Origin of the sequence: Bacillus sp. 205(2023) (genome assembly GCF_037027485.1) — a bacterium.
GTDB lineage: Bacteria > Bacillota > Bacilli > Bacillales > Bacillaceae > Bacillus > Bacillus halotolerans.
Genome location: NZ_JAXCHF010000001.1, coordinates 1150229 through 1170955 on the forward strand (window position 1 = coordinate 1150229; position 20727 = coordinate 1170955).

Annotated in this window: 17 protein-coding genes and 1 other annotated feature; of the genes, 2 read left to right on the top strand and 15 right to left on the bottom strand. The window is 44.5% G+C overall.

Annotated features, from left to right (window positions below):
• Positions 1-16: 16 nt before the first annotated feature.
• From WA325_RS05910 to valS, 5 genes are all read right to left on the bottom strand, one after another.
• Positions 17-586: a Maf family nucleotide pyrophosphatase gene (locus WA325_RS05910; protein WP_024122358.1), complete on the bottom strand. Its 570-nt coding sequence runs from the start codon at positions 584-586 to the stop codon at positions 17-19.
• Between the two features lie 151 nt (positions 587-737).
• Positions 738-1736: an SPOR domain-containing protein gene (locus WA325_RS05915; protein WP_105953484.1), complete on the bottom strand. Its 999-nt coding sequence runs from the start codon at positions 1734-1736 to the stop codon at positions 738-740.
• 132 nt (positions 1737-1868) lie between these two features.
• Entirely contained in the window at positions 1869-2615 is a 747-nt protein-coding gene (locus WA325_RS05920; RefSeq protein WP_336183314.1) for a prepilin peptidase, read from the bottom strand.
• Between the two features lie 141 nt (positions 2616-2756).
• The gene (locus WA325_RS05925) at positions 2757-4049 is read right to left on the bottom strand and encodes a bifunctional folylpolyglutamate synthase/dihydrofolate synthase (protein WP_336183315.1); all 1293 of its coding nucleotides are present in this window, start codon (positions 4047-4049) and stop codon (positions 2757-2759) included.
• 59 nt (positions 4050-4108) lie between these two features.
• Positions 4109-6751 carry a valine--tRNA ligase gene (gene valS, locus WA325_RS05930; RefSeq protein ID WP_105990277.1) on the bottom strand — a complete coding sequence of 881 codons (2643 nt, stop codon included), beginning with the start codon at positions 6749-6751 and terminating at the stop codon, positions 4109-4111.
• A gap of 59 nt (positions 6752-6810) precedes the next feature.
• Positions 6811-7033 (bottom strand) — a binding site (T-box leader).
• A gap of 166 nt (positions 7034-7199) precedes the next feature.
• Here valS and WA325_RS05935 point away from each other — a divergent pair.
• Complete coding sequence (locus WA325_RS05935) at positions 7200-7391, top strand: hypothetical protein (protein WP_024122364.1); 192 nt, start codon at positions 7200-7202, stop codon at positions 7389-7391.
• Between the two features lie 19 nt (positions 7392-7410).
• Here WA325_RS05935 and cotN read toward each other — a convergent pair whose 3' ends face one another.
• The 8 genes from cotN to hemA all read right to left on the bottom strand — a co-directional run bounded on the left by cotN (position 7411) and on the right by hemA (position 17065).
• On the bottom strand, positions 7411-8436 hold the full coding sequence (gene cotN, locus WA325_RS05940) for a spore coat protein CotN (protein WP_336183317.1): 1026 nt from the start codon (positions 8434-8436) through the stop codon (positions 7411-7413).
• A gap of 32 nt (positions 8437-8468) precedes the next feature.
• Positions 8469-10676: a LysM peptidoglycan-binding domain-containing protein gene (locus tag WA325_RS05945; RefSeq protein WP_336183318.1), complete on the bottom strand. Its 2208-nt coding sequence runs from the start codon at positions 10674-10676 to the stop codon at positions 8469-8471.
• 134 nt (positions 10677-10810) lie between these two features.
• The gene (gene hemL, locus WA325_RS05950) at positions 10811-12103 is read right to left on the bottom strand and encodes a glutamate-1-semialdehyde 2,1-aminomutase (protein ID WP_227597953.1); all 1293 of its coding nucleotides are present in this window, start codon (positions 12101-12103) and stop codon (positions 10811-10813) included.
• A 29-nt stretch (positions 12104-12132) separates the two neighbouring features.
• Positions 12133-13107 (bottom strand): porphobilinogen synthase, encoded by a 975-nt coding sequence (hemB, locus tag WA325_RS05955; protein ID WP_024122369.1) that lies wholly within the window; start codon positions 13105-13107, stop codon positions 12133-12135.
• Positions 13104-13892: a uroporphyrinogen-III synthase gene (gene hemD / locus WA325_RS05960; RefSeq protein ID WP_248337254.1), complete on the bottom strand. Its 789-nt coding sequence runs from the start codon at positions 13890-13892 to the stop codon at positions 13104-13106. Before hemD ends, hemB begins: the two co-directional genes overlap by 4 nt.
• Positions 13882-14823, bottom strand: a complete 942-nt coding sequence (hemC, locus tag WA325_RS05965) for a hydroxymethylbilane synthase (RefSeq protein ID WP_103671732.1) — start codon at positions 14821-14823, stop codon at positions 13882-13884. The genes hemD and hemC overlap by 11 nt, the downstream gene beginning before the upstream one ends.
• A gap of 36 nt (positions 14824-14859) precedes the next feature.
• Positions 14860-15690 carry a cytochrome c biogenesis protein gene (locus tag WA325_RS05970; RefSeq protein ID WP_010335178.1) on the bottom strand — a complete coding sequence of 277 codons (831 nt, stop codon included), beginning with the start codon at positions 15688-15690 and terminating at the stop codon, positions 14860-14862.
• A gap of 7 nt (positions 15691-15697) precedes the next feature.
• The gene (gene hemA, locus WA325_RS05975) at positions 15698-17065 is read right to left on the bottom strand and encodes a glutamyl-tRNA reductase (protein ID WP_044156696.1); all 1368 of its coding nucleotides are present in this window, start codon (positions 17063-17065) and stop codon (positions 15698-15700) included.
• 230 nt (positions 17066-17295) lie between these two features.
• Between hemA and WA325_RS05980 the strand changes: the two genes are divergently transcribed.
• Positions 17296-17793, top strand: coding sequence for a hypothetical protein (locus WA325_RS05980; protein WP_105953476.1), 498 nt, complete (start codon positions 17296-17298; stop codon positions 17791-17793).
• Between the two features lie 23 nt (positions 17794-17816).
• Here the strand turns inward: WA325_RS05980 and yihA are convergent, their stop codons facing one another.
• On the bottom strand, positions 17817-18404 hold the full coding sequence (gene yihA / locus WA325_RS05985) for a ribosome biogenesis GTP-binding protein YihA/YsxC (RefSeq protein ID WP_010335181.1): 588 nt from the start codon (positions 18402-18404) through the stop codon (positions 17817-17819).
• Positions 18401-20725 carry an endopeptidase La gene (gene lon, locus WA325_RS05990; RefSeq protein ID WP_105953475.1) on the bottom strand — a complete coding sequence of 775 codons (2325 nt, stop codon included), beginning with the start codon at positions 20723-20725 and terminating at the stop codon, positions 18401-18403. Before lon ends, yihA begins: the two co-directional genes overlap by 4 nt.
• Positions 20726-20727: the final 2 nt, after the last annotated feature.

Below are 20727 nucleotides of genomic sequence, written 5' to 3' on the forward strand. Positions count from 1 at the left end.
CCGTTTATAAAAATCGTCAGGCTTCTACATCAAAATCCTTCAGAACTCTCATTGTTTTTGATATAGGGAGCCCTACGACTGAATAATAATCTCCGTCTATTTTTTTTACAAAAAGTGCGCCTTTTCCTTGGATTCCGTAAGCACCTGCTTTATCCATCGGCTCTTTCGTTTCAATATAAGTCCAAATATCTTCTTCACTGAGGGGCCAAAACACAACCTCTGTCTTATCATAGAACGTTTCGCTGTGATTTGCGGCTTGAATACTGACAGCGGTTATCACTGAATGACTACGGCCGGAAAGCCTGCGAAGCATTGCAGCGGCTTCTTCTTGATCTTGCGGTTTGCCAAGGCACTCACCGTCAAGACATACCATTGTATCAGCACCGATTACGATTGCGCCCGGATTGAGATCGGCCACAGCCTTAGCTTTTTGTTTTGCCAACCATTGGACGTTTTCTTCAGGTGAAAAGTTTCGATTTAATTTTTCCTCTACTTCACTGACAATAATGGTGTAGGGAATCTGAAGCAGATCGAGGAGTTCTTTTCTTCGCGGAGATTGTGATGCAAGTATAAGCGGCTTAGCCATGGTCGTCATCCTTTCAGGGTTTGCTTAAGAAAAAAAGATACTCATTTATCCTACCAAATCATGAGGCTCGCCACAATTTCAGAAAAATAACTTTTTCATGACAAAATAAAAAAAAGCCTGTCACTAAGGACGAAGGCTCAGGCACTTTCTATTATTTAATTACGGCTAAAAGCTGCTGCTGAGCCTTCCATCCGGCTTCAGCACTTGGGTCCTCTAATTCCTTTAACGCCTGCAAAACTGCTTTTTTCTCTCCCGTTTCAGCCGCTTCTGATTCACCGAGCGACTTTTCTATTTTTTTAACACTTGCTTTTGTGATATCTTCTCCGAGAATCGCCTTCGCAGAGAGCTCTGCTGTTTTCTTGAAAGAATCTGTCATATCCGACTCTATTGATAAGGATAATTCCTTGCCTCCCCAAGCTTCAAAATCGCTGTCGATCAAAAGCTGCCCTAACTGCTGTGATACAGCCTTATCATTTGCCAGTCCCGCAATGACATACGTGTACCCGTCATCCTTCGACAGGGAGACGGCGGAATATCCTTTTTCAGTCAGCTGTTCAGTTAACGTCTCCGCACCCTTTTCATTTGAAAACTTTCCTGCTTGAACTGCATATGTTTTATATGTACCTTCCGTTTGTGCCGCTTGTTTTTCTCCGCCGGTGCTTTGTTTCTCCGCAGATGTATCTCCTGCTTTTGCCGTCTGGCTGCCTAAAGAATCATCTAAGGAGGCTGGCGCCGACGCTTCTTTATTGCCTGATATATTCAATGCGAATAGCCCTAAGCCTGTGCCTAAAACCGCCGCAAAGGCAATTGTCGCCGCCACTCTTTTTACCGGCTTGGCCGACCCTGACTTTCCTTTTGAATAGAGCTTCGATTTCTTCTTTTGATAAGGCGGTACAACTTTGGGGTCATCTTTAAACACCTTATCCTCGTCTGAATCCCAGTTGAATTCATCTTCATCAGTATGTTCATGGGATGCCGCAACCTCCTGCTCCGCCTTTCTCTTTTCCTCCCAATTTGAAAACGTCATGTTTTTTTCTTGCTCTGTCTCCGGTGTCTCTTGTTCGTAAACTGTTTCTTCTTTTCCATTAATCGTCACCTTGAGGGCTTTTTCTTCCGCTTTACTGATTTTTTTTTGCTTCCTTTTTTTCAATTCTGCTTCCTCCCTTCATTTGTGTGACCGTTCTTGTGGCTTTTCATGCTACACACTTTAGCACAGGCGAAAAAAAAAAGAACAAGACTTTTGTCGTCTTGTCCAAAAAACGTTCGTCAAATTTTTCATCAGTCAGCCTAACGCCGTTTTGACATAAAAGGAAATGATAGAGTCACCGTATAAATAAGCGAAAATACTTCCTGCCGCAATTGCCGGGGCAAAGGGAATCGGCTGTTTTCTGGCCAACCTTCCGAACAGTACAGCGGCAGCTCCGTATAATGCGCCTATAAGAACAGAGAAGAAAAAAGCGGCAGCAAGCATTTTTACACCAAGCACAAGGCCAATAACGGCAAATAATTTAATATCCCCTCCCCCTATTCCTCCATGAGTGATGACGGCAATAAAGGCCAGTAAAAGAAAACCGGCAGCCGCGCCTATAAAGCCTTCATACCAAGAAAGAAGCGGAGAAATAATTCTGCCAGCCGCCAGAAAGGGAAGAAAGAATAGCAATATGCGATTTGGAATCAGCATAAAGTGAATATCTGTCACAGAAACAATAATTAGAAGAGATAGAAACACCAACGCAACAATCAGTTCCCAAGACAAACCGAAACGAAATCCCGCGGCTGCAAATAAACACGCTGTCGAGAGCTCTGCCGCCGGGTACATAAGAGAGAGCTTTTGGCCGCAGCTTTTGCAGTTGCCTTTTTGCAGAATAAAAGATAAAACAGGGATTAATTCCGTCGAGGTTAGGGTTCGACGGCAAAAGGAACATGCTGAACGCGGACTTATGATGGATATGTGCAAGGGGATACGGCATCCAACCGTATAATAAAATGAACCGAGGATAAGGCCGAGGACAAAAAGAATCGGAATCATAGACAACACACCTTTACTATCTTTAGGATTATGCTATGGATTGTAGCACAGCAAGCATATTGATCTATAATAAGCAATTTTAGATTTTGACAGAAAAAATCCCGGCAGAATATTATTATTGATTCTGCCGGGCCAAAGTCATTACAGCATTCTTTTTCGAATGTCAGAAATAAAATAAAGTGATCCCGTAATGAGTACGATATCATTTGAGCCTTTTTTGCTTTCTATTAATTTGATCACATGCTCCGGATCTTCATTCCAGCTTTTGCTGCTGATTTCACTAGCATCATACAGATCTTTCGCAAGAGAAGCACGCGGAAAATCAAAAGAAGCAAAATGAATCGAGTGCGCGATCGTTTCCAGTTTCTTAATCATGTCATGATACGGCTTATCCTTTAACGCACTGAACACCACACAAATGTCGGAATCCGGGAAACGCTGCTTCATCGTTTCAGTCAGCTTATCGATCCCTTCTTCATTATGGGCGCCGTCTAAATATACCGGCGGATGTTCCTGAACCAACTCTAATCTGCCCGGCCAAGCAGCCTTTACGAGCCCGCTTCTTAACGCAGCACCACTAATTTCAGCAATGTTTTCCCTGTTAAGCCACTCGGCAGCCAAAATGGACAATGCCGCATTTTGTCTTTGATGCGTACCGATGAGAGATGTTCGAATATCTTCATAACACGTTTCTCCGGTTTTTAAAGAAAACTGTTCTCCTGCAGGGAGAGCCTTTTCATTATAAATCCTGCTTGTATCATGCAATGACTGAAAAGGAGCAGATTTTCGTTCAGCTTCATGCCGGATTACCTGTAAGGCTTCCGGCTGGGTAACGGCTGTCACGATCGGAATGTCTTCTTTTATAATCCCGGCTTTTTCGCCTGCGATTTCTTCAATGGTGTTTCCTAAGATGTTCATATGGTCGTATCCGATGCTTGTGATGACGGTTAAAAGCGGTTCGACAACATTAGTAGAATCGTACCTTCCGCCCAGACCTGTTTCAAAAATAACAAAATCAACCTGATGATACGCAGCAAAATATAAAAATGCACAAGCCGTCATAATTTCAAATTCTGTCGGCTGACCGTGTTCAGTTTGATCAAGCTCTTCAACGATCGGCTTCACCTGATTAACGAGTGTGACCCACTCCTCATCTGTAATAGGTGTGCCGTTTACGCTGATGCGCTCATTAAATGTGATGATATAAGGCGATGTAAACGTACCGACAGTGTATCCCGCTTCTTGCAGCATAGAACGGATAAAAGCGACAGTTGATCCTTTGCCGTTTGTTCCCGCCACGTGGAGCGCGCGGATTTTCTTTTCAGGATGGTCCAATCGCGCCATCAGCTGCTTCATTCGATCAAGACCAGGCTTCACTCCGAATTTTAGACGGCTGTGAATCCAGCTGCGCGCTTCTTCATATGCAGTAAACAATGATAATCCCCTCTTTTATAAGACAAGGCGGTTTCTCAAGAAACCGCCTCGGCTTTTCATTAGCCCTTCAGCTCAGCCATTCGTTTTTGAACAGCGTCACGCTTTGCCACATAATCTTTCTCTTTCTCACGTTCTTCATCAATTACGTGCGCAGGCGCTTTTTTTATAAATCCTTCGTTTCCAAGTTTCTTTTGGACACGCTCGACTTCTTTCGTCAGCTTATCGAATTCTTTTTGCAGACGGGCGATTTCTTCATCGATATTAATTAAACCTTCAAGCGGAAGTATGACCTCTGCTCCTGTGACAACTGCCGTCATTGCTTTATCAACAGCTTCGATATCTGTACCGATTTTCAGCACGCTCGGATTTGTAAAGCGTTCCACATAAGAACGGTTTGCTTCGAGACGGGCTGCGACCTCGTCCGTGCTCGCTTTAATGTACAATTCAACTTGCTTGCTCATCGGTGTGTTTACTTCGCTGCGGATATTACGCACAGAACGGATCAGCTCAACGAGAAGCTTCATGTCAGCAGCAGCTTCAGTGTCTGTATGCTCAGGCACAACAACAGGCCATGTGCTTACAGTAATGGATTCTCCTTGGTGAGGCAGGTGCTGCCAAATTTCCTCCGTTAAGAATGGCATAAACGGATGGAGCAGGCGCATCGTTTGATCCAGAACATAAGCAAGGATGGAACGGGTTGTTTTCTTAGCCGCTTCGTCTTCTCCGTATAGAGGAAGCTTCGCCATTTCAATATACCAATCACAGAAATCGTCCCAAATAAAGTTATATAAATGGCGGCCGACTTCACCAAATTCATATTTATCAGCTAGCTGTGTCACACTTTCGATCGTTTCGTTTAAACGCGTTAAAATCCACTTGTCAGCTACTGATTTCTCACCTGAAAGATCAAGCTCTTCATATGTCATGCCGTCCATGTTCATTAACGCGAAACGAGAAGCGTTCCAAATTTTATTGGCAAAATTCCAAGTCGATTCCACTTTTTCATAGCTGAAGCGAAGATCTTGGCCAGGAGAGCTTCCAGTCGCCAGGAAATAGCGAAGGGAATCGGCTCCGTACTTGTCAATCACGTCCATCGGATCGACACCGTTGCCAAGAGATTTACTCATTTTTCTGCCTTGCTCATCACGGATTAAGCCATGGATTAAAACATCTTTAAACGGACGTTCGCCAGTAAATTCAATCCCTTGGAAAATCATGCGTGACACCCAGAAGAAAATGATGTCGTAGCCTGTAACGAGAACGTCTGTCGGATAATAGCGTTTAAAGTCTTCAGCTGTCAAATCAGGCCAGCCCATAGTGGAGAAAGGCCAGAGCGCAGAACTGAACCATGTATCCAGCACGTCTGTATCCTGCTCCCAATTTTCGCTGTCCTCCGGCGCTTCAAGACCGACATATAACTCGCCGGTTTCTTTATGATACCAGGCAGGAATGCGGTGGCCCCACCATAATTGACGGGAAATACACCAGTCGCGGATATTTTCCATCCAATGCAAATACGTTTTTTCGAAGCGGTCAGGAACAAAGTTGACTTTTTCTTCTTTCTCCTGCAATTCAATTGCTGCATCAGCAAGCGGCTGCATGCGCACAAACCATTGGGTAGAAAGATATGGCTCAACAACCGCTCCGCTTCGTTCACTATGTCCGACAGAGTGCAGATGGTCCTCGATTTTGAAGAGAACGCCTGCCTCTTGTAAATCTTTAACGAGCTTTTTGCGGCATTCAAAGCGATCCATGCCTTGATATTGCAGCGCATTTTCATTCATCGTGCCGTCTTCATTCATGACAAGAATACGCTCTAAGTTATGGCGGTTGCCAAGCTCGAAGTCGTTCGGATCATGAGCAGGCGTAATTTTCACTGCACCTGAACCAAATTCCATATCAACATAGTCATCGCCGACAATCGGTATTTCACGATTTGTGATAGGCAGAATAACCGTTTTTCCGATAAGGTGCTTGTAGCGCTCATCTTCAGGGTGAACCGCAACGGCCGAATCACCAAGCATCGTTTCTGGACGTGTCGTCGCGATTTCAATTGAACCTGATCCGTCAGCAAGCGGATAGCTCATGTGATAAAACGCGCCTTGAACATCCTTGTAAATGACCTCAATGTCTGATAAAGCTGTTTTTGTTGCCGGGTCCCAATTTATGATGTATTCGCCTCTGTAGATCAAGCCTTTTTCATAAAGTTTGACGAATACTTCGCGAACCGCTCTGTTTAAGCCTTCATCAAGCGTGAAGCGTTCACGGGAATAATCAAGGCCAAGCCCTAATTTCGCCCACTGGCTGCGGATGAAGTCAGCATACTCTTCCTTCCACTTCCACGTTTCTTCAAGGAATTTCTCACGGCCTAAATCGTATCGGCTTGTGCCTTCTTCACGAAGTTTCGCTTCAACTTTAGCCTGTGTCGCGATACCGGCGTGGTCCATACCAGGAAGCCACAGTACATCATAACCCTGCATGCGTTTCATTCTTGTTACAATGTCTTGCAGCGTGGTATCCCAAGCGTGGCCAAGGTGAAGCCTTCCTGTTACGTTTGGCGGCGGAATAACGACAGAGTACGGCTCTTTTGTCTGATCGCTGCCTGCTTCAAAAAACTTACCTTTTAGCCAAAAATCATATCGGTCTTTTTCAACCGCAGCCGGATCGTATTTCGTCGGCATTGTTTGTTCATTCGTTTCCATCATAACCCTCCAGCATGTTTAAAATGGCTGAGAACGAAAAAAGAGCCCTTCATCCTTGGGAAAAGGACGAAAAAGCTCTTTCGCGGTACCACCTTTTTTCATGAACCTTGTCAGTTCATGCGCTTCAACGGATAACGGGGGTTTCCCGAATTTCTCTACTCTTCTTTCAAGAAATTATGCTCCCGGGCGACCTTCCAATCAGACAACATAAGAAGCCTTTCAGCAAGCGGCTTCTCTCTCTGCATGCGTCTTTCTTGTACTCTTCCCGTTCTAAGCAGGTGTATCTATCAGCTCATTATATACTTTATTTATGTTCTTTATTATAGTAAAAGTGTTTTTGATTCGTCAATCATCTTTTCCAAAAATACTGCTTCCTATACAAGATGGGCAGGCACCTATTGACCAAGTATACATATGATGCTTGTAAATGCGTAGAGGAGGATGCACCGTGAAGAAACGTTTCAGCTCTTATTCCCTGCCGCCGTGGGTCAGGCAAATTCGGCTTGTATCCGCGCAAGTGATTATCCCGATTACGATTTTCCAAGGTATCAGAACCATTTTCTTTCCGACAACCTTTGATGTCTTGCTGCTCGCAATATTGATTCTGTTAGCCTGTGCGCTTCATTTGGAATGGATATAAACAAACAAGTCCGCGCCAATTAAGACGTGGACTCGTTTTCCGCCTGAAATTTTTTCTCTTGTTCAATTTGATGGATTTTCATCACAAACGGCTCAATATTTTTCATTTGCCAGTATGCCTTTAATAAATGTGTACATTCATCTTTTTCACGCCGTCTTTTCCCGGTCTGATAGCGGTTCAGCACTTTGTACACCGCTGCCGGATAAGCCATGTAACTGAGAAAAAGACTGATTTCAGCCTCATGCAGAGGAAATGCTTTCGTATATGCATAAAACCAATCGACACACTCCGGACAAGCTTTTGGAAAACCGCTGAACATTCGTGTGTAAAAGCCGAGCAAGTCGTTATGCGGCGGCCCCACAGACGCTCTCTCAAAATTCGTAAAGTATCCGGTCCCTGCATCATTGTACAGAAAATGGTGAATAGACAGGCTGCCGTGGGTAATGACAACTCTTGAGGAGCCTTTTTCTTTTGCCGCTTCATACCAGTCCTTAATCCGCTCAAGCGCAAAGTTTACGGCGGAAATGGTTTCTGAATAATAGGTTACAGCCTGCAATTCAAAGGGGGAAAGGTACCATTCTTTCTCAGCTCTGTCTACAAACTGTTCATAAATGATCTTTTCATTTTCCCACTTTTTTCTCGTTTGTTCATAGTGGCGTTCAATGTCTTCACGCCTGACCTTGATTTCCTGCGCAGTTCTCTCGTGAAGGCGGGCTGTTTCTCTAAATAGATAGGCATGTTTCTGATCCTGCTCTTCCTCTTGGTCAAATTGGAGCCAAGGCATTAAGTAATAGGAGTCTCCAGTTTGTACGCCTCCGAAGAAAAACTCTCCCTCATTTGTTCTGTAAATGGGAACAAAGGAATGAAAGCCTTTTTCCTCAATTGCCACCATTTGATCTGTAAAATGTTTGCCGCGAACCGATTTCATTTTTTTCAGCGCAAATACCCCATAATCTGAATACACTTTCCACACACGAGAACTGACTGGCTCAATAAATTGAGCCGTCAGTCCGTATTCCTGAAGAACCGATTGGACATCTTCCATTCCATTCACCACATTTTCCGATCGCTTACGGCTTACGCATGGCTGCTGTTGTATTGAGGGATATAAAGAATCTGCCCTGCTTTCAATTCATCATCCAGCGCCAAAGAATTCATCCTGATCAGCTGCTGGGAGGTAATGTCGTATCGTTCGCATAAACGTTCAATGGTATCTTCCTGCTGAACAATACAGATTTTCATTCTAGAAAACTCATCTTCTTCTCTTGTAAAGAGTTTTGTTAAATAAAGAGAATTATGATTTTCCTTTGTTTCAGTTTCCTTTGTTTGAGCAGCAGGAACAGTCCCAGCAACAGCATCTGTTTCCTTCCTTTCAGGTTCGGAAGTGTCTGGCAGCTGGTAAGAATGAAAAGACGCCTCTTCCTCAGGTTCTTCAGGTGAAGGTGTTTTTCTCACTTCAATTTCAAAGCTTTCTTTCTTCTGCTCTTCTTCCTCCAGCAGCTTAGGCGCTGAATAAAAGGAATGCTCTTCTGAATCTTGTTCCGGCAGGAAGGTACGGTAGGCCGGCGTAAGCTCTTCTTCCTGAGATTCCCCTTCAGCACTTATCTTTTGATTAAAATGCAGGGTTGGAGCTGCTGCTTCTTCCTTTAAAAGTGCAGCTGGCGCTTCTTCCTGCTCTCTGCTTCCTTCTAAAGAAACAACGTCTTCACGTATAGTTTCCTGGACTTCCTCCAGTTGTTCTGCATCCTGTCGAGGTGCAGGCTCTATGTGATCCGATAGCTCCGATTCTGTTTTTTGGGATTCTTGACGCAGAGCATGCTCAAGAATAGGAGAATCTGGTTTTTCTGTTTTTTCTTCACCACGCTCAGCCTCTTGCTGAAGCTCAGCTTCTACAGCAGGTGATATTTCCGCCGCTGAAACAAGCGGTTCTGACAGTTCAGCCTGCTCTTCTTCCGCCTCTGCTTTTTCGCGGATCTCTATTCCTGAAGCAGCCTTTGGGGAATCTGCTTCTATTGTTTCCGCTTCCTCACGAAGCCTTGCCTCTGAAAGAATGAGCTCCGGCGGCTTCGCTTCTTCCGCATTTATATCTTTGCTGCCCTCTGGTTCTAAAGCAGCTGATTCTGATCGTACAGTTTCTTTCTCTTCATTCGCCTGCTCTTCACGAAGCCTCGCTTCCGAGACAACAAGCTCTGACGGCTCGGCTGGCGCTTCTTCCGCCTTTATATCTTCGCTGTCCTCTGCTTTTAAAGCCAATGGCCCTGACCGCTCAGCTTCTTCCTCTTCATCTGCTTGCTCTTCACGAAGCCCCGCTTCCGAGACAACAAGCTCCGGCGGCTCAGCTGACGCTTCTTCTTCCGCTTTTATATCTTCGCTGTCCTCTGCTTTTAAAGCCAATGGCTCTGACCGCTCAGCTTCTTCCTCTTCATTTTCCTGCTCTTCACGAAGCCTCGCTTCCGAGACAACAAGCTCTGGCGGCTCAGCTGGCGCTTCTTCCGCCTTTATACCTTCGCTGTCCTCTGCTTTTAAAACCAATGGCTCTGACCGCTCAGCTTCTTCCTCTTCATTTTCCTGCTCTTCACGAAGCCTCGCTTCCGAGACAACAAGCTCCGGCGGCTCAGCTGACGCTTCTTCCGCTTTTATACCTTCGCTGTCCTCTGCTTTTAAAGCCAATGGCTCTGACCGCTCAGCTTCTTCCTCTTCATTTTCCTGCTCTTCACGAAGCCCTGCTTCCGAGACTAGAAGCTCCGGCGGCTCGGCTGGCGCTTCTTCTTCGCTGGCCTCTGCTTCTAAAGCAAATAGCTCTGGCGGCTCAGAAAAACCTTCATCAGGAGCTTCATAGAGAGGAATGTCTTGCTCCCTGTCTGCTGTGTCATCAAGAAGGCCTTCTATTGCTAAATCAGCCTGGATCGTCAGGATGCGCGAGTCTGTTAGTTGATAGTCAAATGCATCAATAAACACAAAAACTTCATGTAGATGACTGACTTTATTTTTCGGGATGGTAATATCGACAGGGAAACAATGAGTCAATTCCGCAGTTCCATCCTCTCTCGTTCTGACCTCTTCGACAAACCGCTTATCGGTATAAAACTCTTCAGTATTTTTGCTCTGATCTATGTTGTACTCACCTGTAAGTTCAAGCGATCCTCTGATTGAAACGTAATCATTTACTTCCTGAACCCTAATATCAGGATCTAATGAAATGGAAAGCAGTTCAGAAACTTCCTGTCCTTTTTGGAAACAGATCGATTCTTCTACAGAAAATTGCAATCGATGATTTTGCGGCAAGTTCATATCCTCCTTTCATCTAATCCTTAAAATTAGATGTCACTAAAGGTGTATGTATGAAATGGAGAAAATATGAATGGGGAAGCATAGAAAAACCGGTACAAGGATGTCCTTGATACCGGTTTTTATCGTACTTATCCGCGGCTGATCTCAGCGAATACGTTCTCAGCTGCCTGAATTGTTTTTTCAATATCTTCATCAGTATGAGCCGTCGAGAGGAAAAGCCCTTCAAATTGAGACGGCGGAAGGAACACACCTTCGTTTGCCATTCCTTTATAATACTTGGCAAACAGCTTCAAATCCGATGCTTTGGCTGTTTCATAATTGATGACAGGTTCATTTGTAAAGAAGAAACCGATCATTGAACCTGCGCGGTTAAAGGTATGCGGAATACCGTGCACCTCTGCCGCTTTTGAAATGCCTTCTTCCAGCCTGTCGCCTTTTTTCATAAAGGTCTTGTATGATTCAGGCGTGAGCTGCTTTAATGTTTCGAGTCCAGCCGTCATCGCAAGCGGGTTGCCTGACAGCGTACCTGCCTGATAAATCGGACCGCTCGGAGCGATCCGCTCCATAATTTCGGCTTTACCGCCATAAGCGCCGACAGGCAGTCCGCCCCCGATCACTTTTCCTAAGCAAGTCAGATCAGGCGTTACGCCGAAATAGCCTTGGGCGCATTTGTAATCGACCCGGAAACCAGTCATGACTTCATCGAAAATCAGCAGCGTGCCGTACTGTTCAGTAATATCACGCAATCCTTGCAGGAAGCCTTCTTGCGGCGGAACTACTCCCATGTTTCCGGCAACCGGTTCTACGATGACGCCTGCAATATCTTCACCGAACTGTTGGAATGCAAGCTTTACACTTTCTAAATCATTGTACGGAACGGTGATGGTGTTTTTCGCTATTCCTTCAGGTACGCCCGGACTGTCAGGCAGACCGAGTGTTGCCACTCCTGAACCCGCTTTAATCAGCAGAGAATCTCCGTGTCCATGGTAACAGCCCTCAAATTTTAAAATCTTATTGCGGCCTGTATATCCTCTTGCCAAACGAAGCGCGCTCATGGTCGCCTCGGTTCCTGAGCTGACCATCCGTACAATTTCTACTGACGGCACTCGGTCAATGACGAGCTTCGCCAATTCATTTTCCACCTCAGTCGAAGCCCCGAAGCTTGTCCCGTATTCAGCCACTTTTTTGAGGCTCTCTACAACGCGGTCATTTGTGTGTCCTAAAATTAAAGGCCCCCATGACAAGACGTAATCAATATACTCATTTCCATCAATATCATAGATTTTAGAGCCTCTTCCGCGCTCCATAAAAATCGGGTCCATGTCTACCGATTTAAAGGCGCGAACGGGGCTGTTTACACCGCCCGGCATGAGTTTTTGCGCTTCTTTAAAAGCCGCTTTTGATTTTTCATAGCTTCTCATCTGCCTCAACTCCTGTCAACTGATTAAAATTACTCCGCAAGCCATTTTGCTGCGTCTTTTGCATGATACGTAATAATCAGGTCGGCACCAGCACGCTTCATGCTTGTCAAAATTTCTAAGACAATCTCTTTTTCCTTGATCCAGCCGTTCTGAGCTGCAGCCTTCACCATAGAATACTCTCCGCTTACATTATAAGCCACAAGCGGCAATGTAAACTCATTTTTTACATCCCGCATGATATCCATATAAGAAAGTGAAGGTTTCACAATCAGGAAGTCCGCGCCTTCCTCAACATCTGATTGGGCTTCACGGAGTGCCTCAAGACGGTTGGCAGGGTCCATTTGATACGTTTTGCGGTCGCCAAATTGAGGCGTGCTGTTTGCTGCATCACGGAACGGACCGTAAAACTCACTTGAATATTTCACGGCGTAAGACATGATCGGAATATTGATGAAGCCTTCTTTATCTAACGCTTCTCTGATAACCGTCACAAATCCGTCCATCATGTTAGAAGGCGCAATGATATCCGCTCCGGCTTTTGCTTGGCTGACAGCTGTCTGTGCCAATAGCTCCAAGGATTCATCATTCAGGATCTGTCCGTCTTTGACGAGACCGCAATGTCCGTGATCTGTATATTCACATAGGCATGTATCAGCAACGACAACCATCTCAGGGAAGTGCTTTTTAATTTCGGCAATTGCTTCTTGCACAATCCCGTGGTCATGGTAAGCTTGCGTTCCGCAATCATCTTTTTCTTCAGGTATGCCGAAAACAATGACGGATTGAATTCCGAGACTGACCAGCTCAGCCACTTCATCCTTTAATAGATCTAAAGATACATGATAAACATCAGGCATTGATGGAACAGCTTTTTTTCCTTCTAAACCTTCAACGACAAAGATCGGATAAATAAAATCAGATGGATGCAGACGAGTTTCTTTCACCATCTCTCTCATTGCTTTTGATGACCGCAAACGGCGGTGTCTGTTAAATGATTGACTCATATTCTATCTTCCTTTCTAGACATGCGGCACATTAAATCAAGCATGCCGTCAATTGTAAATGTATCAGGCATATACGACGTGATTCCGTACGACAGCAGAGCGTCCCTCGTTAACGGTCCGATGCTGATGCAGGCCGTCTGGTGCGCCGGCCATTTTTTTATTCCTTCTCCCAAAACATGCATAAATGTATGTACGGTTGATGAGCTTGTAAATGTCACATAATCAAATGAATACTGATTCGCGGCATTTTTTAATTCCTCGATGCCATCTTCATCAGGAACAGTTTCATATACGACCCATTCCTTCACCTCAAAGCCAAGAGGCGTAAGCTCTTTTTTTATCACATCGCGAGATAAATTGCCTTTTATGACTGTAATCCGTTCTGACGGTTCGGCATGCTGCTTAAGAGCGTCCGCCAATTGTTCTGCAATATAGTCATGAGGCATTACATCAACCGATACGTTGTACGATTCTAAACGGCGTGCGGTTTTTTCACCAACAGCCGCAATTTTTTTATGACTGGGAACAATAAGCTGATTTTCTTTCAGATAAGAAAAAAAGAAATCCGCTCCATTTACACTCGTAAACACAAGCCAGCCGGGTATGGTTAGATCTATTCGCACCTGTTCCGCCAGATCATTCGGCAGAGCTCGGCGAAACGTGATCAATGAGGCCAATACCGCTTTTCCGCCAAGCTGCTCCACTTTCTGCCGAAACGATTTTGCCTGTGTCTTATTTCGGGTGACAAGCACTGTTTTTCCTTTCAAAGGAAAATCATTTACCATCCTCATCAAGCTCCCGTTTTACGCGATCGATTAAATCTTTAGCGCCTTTATCAGTCATGAGAGCTGCACAGCGCTTACCGACTTCCTCCGGATTGTTTCCGGTGACGGTTTCTTTGAAAATGATTTTTCCATCAGGCGAAGCCACAAGCCCTGTCAGTTCAATTTCATCCTGGCCGTTTATCACCGAGTAGCCGGCGATCGGCACCTGACAGCCGCCCTCCATCGCGTTTAAGTAGGCACGTTCTGCCAGTACAGTCCGTTTTGTGTACTCATCCGTAAACTGAGAAAATAACGTTAAAAGCTCTCGATCGGATTCGCGGCACTCAATTGCAAGAGCGCCTTGGCCAACAGCCGGAAGACAGCGCTCAGGCTCAAGAAATTCAGTTACGACATCCTGCTTCCAGCCCATTCTGGAAAGCCCTGCTGCTGCTAAAATAATTGCGTCATAATCTTCGTTTTCCAGCTTTTGAAGTCTCGTATCTATATTACCTCTAATCCATTTAATTGTAATGTCAGGGCGCTCAATCAAAAGCTGCGCGCTTCTTCTTAAACTGCTTGTGCCGATTACAGCACCTTCCTTCAATTCAGAAAGCTTTACACGATTCTTTGAAATAAGAGCGTCACGAGGATCTTCCCGTTCAGGAATACAGCCGATCACAAGGCCTTCAGGCAAAACGGCAGGCATATCCTTCATGCTGTGAACCGCCATATCAATGTCTTCGTTTAAAAGCGCTTGTTCGATTTCTTTGACAAACAGCCCTTTCCCTCCCACTTTTGACAGGGTAACATCAACAATCCGGTCACCCTTTGTGACGATTTCTTTTATGTCAAAAGCAAAAGAAGGATTGATTTCCTTCAGTTTGCGAATCACCCATTTTGTTTGGGTCATAGCGAGTTTGCTCCGTCTGGAACCTACTTTTATCGTTCTCATTTTTTCTTTCCTCCCGAATCTGCTTGGGCACATTATTTAACTGAACCAATGGAATTGAGACAGGCTTCCGAGCAGGAAATAATTGATCATCAGCACGAGAAAACAAGCCGTATTCCACAGTGCGGCGACCTTCCCCTGAAGCTCTTTAATCAGCCTGATATAGAGATAATAGCTGTAGAGAAGCAGGACGACAAACGAACCAAGCACTTTGGCGTCGAACCAATACAGCGTTTCTAGAGACACATACGCCCAAATGACACCAAGAATCAAACTCAGCAAAAGCATCGGAACTCCGATAACATTCAGAACATACGCCATATAATCAAGCTTAGACAAATCTTCTATTCTCAACAGCCACTTTCCCCATTTTTTCTTTTTTAAGAGATGATATTGAAACAAATAGAGCACAGAAAATACAAAAGAAAGGGAAAAAGCGCCGTAAGAAAGAATCGCCATTGTAATATGAATTACTAACAGCTCCGATACGAGCTGACCCGAAAAAGCCGCTGACTGCTGCTCCGTCGGTGAAAATGTATGAATGGCGATCATAGCAAACCCTATTACATTTGTAAAAAACACAATAAAATCAACACGCAGCAGCTTTGTCAGTACAAGTGACAGTGTGACAAGCACCCAAGCATAAAAATAAAGCGCCTCCGTCACATTTAATACCGGAAACCGCCCCGTCACCCACATAAAGTAGGCTAAATACACGGTTTGCAGAGTCCAGACAATAGAAAGCAACCAGAAGGCCATTTTCCCAGCCTTCCGGTTGTGTTGAAGAAAATCTATAAAATAAAAGAGTACACTTAATGCGTAAATGACGATTGTCCCTTCATTAAGTCTTGCCATTGCAGTATCAATCATTCAGCTTTCACTCACTTACAAGTGGGGCAAACCCCGCTCTTGATTCAGCCTTCTTATAAGAATGGACCTTTTGGCTGCCTTCAACGCTTTTGATCATTTGCCGGCCCGCAGCTTCTTCTATATCAAAAATCTGCTTAAACAAAGCCAGCTTTTCTTCAGAATCAGCCTCTGCCGCAAGTTCTTTCACCTTTAATATCGGGTCGCGGAGCATTTGATTAATGATACTTTTCGTATGTTTATTCAAAAGTTTTTTCTCTCTTGTCGTCAAATGAGGCAGCTTCCGTTCGATGCTGTCCATCGTTTCAGACTGGATTGCCAGCGCCTTTTCACGCAATGCGGAAATGACGGGCACTACACCGAGTGTATTCAGCCATTGTTTAAATTCAACAATGGTTTCTTCAATTAACAGTTCAACCTTCTCAGCGGTTTCTCTCCGCTCTTTCAGGTTCGCTTCTACGATCCCTTCAAGATCGTCTATATCATAAAGGAAGACGCCTTCTAGATCGTTCAAAGCGGGATCCAAGTCTCTTGGCACGGCGATGTCCACCATAAATAAAGGACGGCCTTTGCGAAGCTTATTCGCGTTTTCCATCATTTCTTTAGACACAACAAAATCACTCGCACCGGTAGAGCTGATTAAAATATCGGCTTCTGCAAGCGCGCTTTCAAGCTGATTTAAGCTTCGCGCTTCACCGGAGAAACGGTCTGCAAGTTCTTTCGCTTTCAAGTATGTTCTGTTAATGACGGTCACTTTTCCGATTCCCTGTCCGTGCAGATTTTCGGCTGCAAGCTCGCCCATCTTTCCTGCACCAAGGATCAATATATGCTTACTTGAAAGGTTTCCGAAGATTTTTTTCGCAAGCTCAACGGCCGCATAGCTAACAGACACTGCGTTAGAGCCAATGTCTGTTTCGGCGTGAGTCCGTTTACCCACTGTAACCGCCTGCTTAAACAACTCATTAAAAATCGTGCCGATCGTTTTTTCTTGCTGAGCTGTTTTGAAGCTGTCGCGCACCTGGCCGAGAATTTGCGTTTCACCGATCACCATAGAATCCAATCCGCAGGCTACACGGAACAAATGCTCAACAGCCGCATCGCTTTCATAAAATCTTAAAAACGGCGACAGGTCTTCTTTGCTTAAGTGAAACCAGTCAGCTAAAAATTTCTTTATATAATAACGGCCGGTATGGAGCTGGTCGACTACCGCATAAATTTCAGTGCGGTTGCAGGTAGATACGATGATATTTTCGAGAATGCTTTTCTCTGCTTTTAGCTGCACCATCGCTTCTGCAAGCTCATTCGGCTGAAAACTTACTTTTTCACGTATCTCAATAGGGGCGGATTTATAATCTACTCCCACAACAAGTATATGCATAGCTTTCCTTACACCCCCAACACCCAAACTTTAATTTATAATCATTCTAACATAGAATTCATTATTTATAATAATTATAACATAGTTTCTTTCGCAAAATGTGAACAGATTTCAAAAATATTGTGCTATATTAGAAAAAGCTTCACGAACAAAATATGTTCCTATTGACAATACCAAAAACAGCAGAAAATTACTCAAAATCAGCTCTAGAAAACAAGAAGGTGATATGCATGAAACAAAAATCAATTTTATTTCCTTGTCTGCTGCTCGCCGCATCCGTTTACGCATGGCTTGAAAGCGGCCAAGCCGAACTGTTTTCAGGACAGGATCAATGGCCTGTTCTTCTTATGCTGTTAGGCGCAGCCTTTATATACCAAGGAAAAAAAGAAGCTGTCTCCCCCCATTTCTTTATCGGCTTGCTTCTCTTCGGAATCGGTTTGCACTTTTTCGCTAAGCCAAAGTGGACATGGTGGCCGGATGATTTTGAAATGCTACTCTTCATGGTCGGCTTCTCACTGCTCGTTTCAACCGTTCAGAAAAAAGAATATGTATATGAAGCTGTTTCGATGATTTGTTTTTCCCTGTTTCTTTACTTTTTCAAACAGATTATGGCATGGCTCGAGTCTGCGCATATTCCCACGGCCCTGCTGAAAGAGTATTGGCCGTTTGTATTTATCGGAATCAGTTTATTGTTATTATTGATAAAACGAAAAAAATCTATACGATAAATAAAACCGGCAGAGAGTATTCTCTACCGGTTTATCATTTTTTTGATCACTCCCCAAGCTTCGTCTTTCCCCTTTTTCGTTTCTGAGGAGTAGAGAATCAGCTCGTCTTCCGGATCAATATTTAATGTCTGTCTTACAACCTTCGCGTGTTTGTCCCATTTTCCTTTCGGGATCTTATCGGCTTTTGTAGCGATAATAATAACAGGAATGCCGTAATACTTTAAGAATTCATACATCTGCACATCATCATTAGACGGTGCATGCCGCAAATCAACGATCTGCACCACTGCTTTCAATTCCTCGCGTGTCGTAATGTAGGTTTCAATCATTCTTCCCCAAGCTTCACGCTCGGATTTTGACACTTTGGCAAAACCGTAACCCGGTACATCAACAAAATGCAATTCGTCATTAATAATGTAGAAATTTAATGTTTGTGTTTTTCCCGGTTTTGATGATGTTCTCGCAAGATTTTTACGATTAATCAATGAATTGATAAAAGATGACTTTCCAACGTTCGATCTTCCGGCCAGTGCAATCTCCGGAAGCCCCCCTTCAGGGTACTGTTCAGGTTTAACTGCACTGATTACGATTTCTGACTTTGTGACTTTCATTTCTTCTCTCCTACTAAGGCATGTTCCAAAACGTCGTCTAAGTGAGATGCCAATATAAAGGTAAGCCCCTCTCTGACGCTCTCTGGAATATCCTCTATATCTTTTTCATTATCTTTAGGCGCAATAATGGTCGTCAATCCCGCTCTATGTGCCCCGAGTGCTTTTTCTTTCAGTCCGCCGATCGGAAGCACGCGTCCGCGGAGCGTAATTTCGCCAGTCATTCCGACTTTACGCGATACAGCCCGTCCTGTTAAAGCAGAAACAAGCGCAGTCGCCATTGTGATACCGGCAGACGGACCATCTTTAGGCACCGCACCCTCAGGAACATGTATATGAATATCATACTTCTCATGAAAGTCAGGTTCAATGCCAAGTTCTTCTGTTTTTGAACGCACGTAGCTGAAAGCCGCCTGAGCAGACTCTCTCATGACATCGCCAAGCTTACCCGTCAGGATCAATTTTCCTTTCCCTGGAGAAAGCGATACTTCGATCGACAGCGTATCTCCGCCGACAGTTGTATAAGCCAGCCCCGTGACGACGCCCACCTGATCTTCCGTTTCTGCTTGTCCATATCTGAAAATTCGTTTTCCGATAAAGTCATGAAGATTTTTCTCCGTAACTGTAATCCGTTTTCTATCTTCAGAAACAATGGCTTTTGCGGCCTTGCGGCAGATGGCAGCAAGCTGGCGTTCGAGGTTTCTCACACCTGCTTCTCTCGTATAATAGCGAATAATATCAAGAATGGCCTGATCACGCAGCTGCAGGTTGCTCTTTTTGAGCCCATGCTCCTTGATCTGCTTCGGAAGAAGGTGATCTTTCACAATTTCAAGTTTTTCCACTTCCGTGTAGCCCGCAATATTAATGATTTCCATTCTGTCTCTAAGCGGTCCCGGGATTGTCGCTAAATTGTTAGCCGTAGCGATAAAGAGCACTTTTGACAGATCAAAGGTCTCCTCAATGTAGTGGTCGCTGAAGGTGCTGTTTTGCTCTGGATCAAGCACTTCAAGCATTGCGGATGACGGATCGCCTCTGAAATCAGAAGACATTTTGTCAATTTCGTCTAATAAGAAGACCGGATTCAGCTTGCCGGCTTTTTTCATGCCTTGAATAATACGTCCCGGCATTGCCCCGACATATGTCCGTCTGTGCCCGCGAATTTCTGATTCGTCGCGCACCCCGCCAAGTGAAATTCTGACAAATTTCCGATCCATACTTTTAGCAATCGATTTGGCCAAGGACGTTTTTCCGACCCCTGGAGGTCCAGCCAAACAGAGAATCGGACCTTTTAAGGATTTTGTCAGCTTCTGAACAGCCAAATACTCTAAAATACGCTCTTTCACTTTTTCAAGTCCGTGATGTTCTTTGTCCAAAAGATGTTCAGCCTCTTTTAAATCAAGCTTATCTTCTGTCTCATCCGTCCATGGGAGAGCGACCAGCCAGTCAATATAATTGCGGATAACAGAACTTTCGGCAGAACTGGACGGAATTTTTTCATATCTGTTTAATTCCTTAAGAGCCGTTTCCTTCACATGGTCAGGCATGCCCGCTTCTTCGATTTTTTCGGTCAGCGTTTGAACTTCACCTGTTTTGCCTTCTTTATCGCCAAGCTCTTTTTGGATCGCCTTCATCTGTTCGCGCAAATAGTATTCCTTTTGCGTACGCTCCATTGAACGTTTGACGCGCTGGCCGATTTTTTTCTCGATCTCAAGCACTTCTTTTTCATTGTTGATAAAATCAATGACCTTGTTCAGTCTGTCTTTGACATCAGCCGTTTCTAATATATCCTGCTTATCCTTTAGTTTAAGAGGCAGGTGAGAAGCAACAATGTCTGCCATTCTGCCCGGCTCTTCGATATCAGTAACCGCGGCGTACGTTTCGGCTGAGATTTTTTTAGAAATTTTTATGTACTGATCAAAGTGGTCCAACAAAGTCCGCATCAGCGCTTCGTCTTCTGTATCTTTTGAATCATCTTCATGGATCAGCTGAATGTCTACTGATGTATAATCTTCATGCTCATTGTATTCAATGATCTGGGCGCGCTGTATGCCCTCCACCAGCACACGAATCGTACCGTTCGGAAGCTTCAGCATTTGTTTAATTTTCGTATAGGTGCCGACAGTAAAAATTTCGTCTTCACCCGGTTCGTCTATCGAAATATCCTGCTGAGTAGCTAAAAATATCATATGATCATGCATCATTGCCTGTTCAAGGGCCTGAACCGACTTGTCACGTCCTACATCTAAGTGCAAAACCATTGTCGGGTACACTAATAAACCTCTTAAAGGGAGGAGCGGGATGCTGCGTTTTAATTCTTCTGCCATGT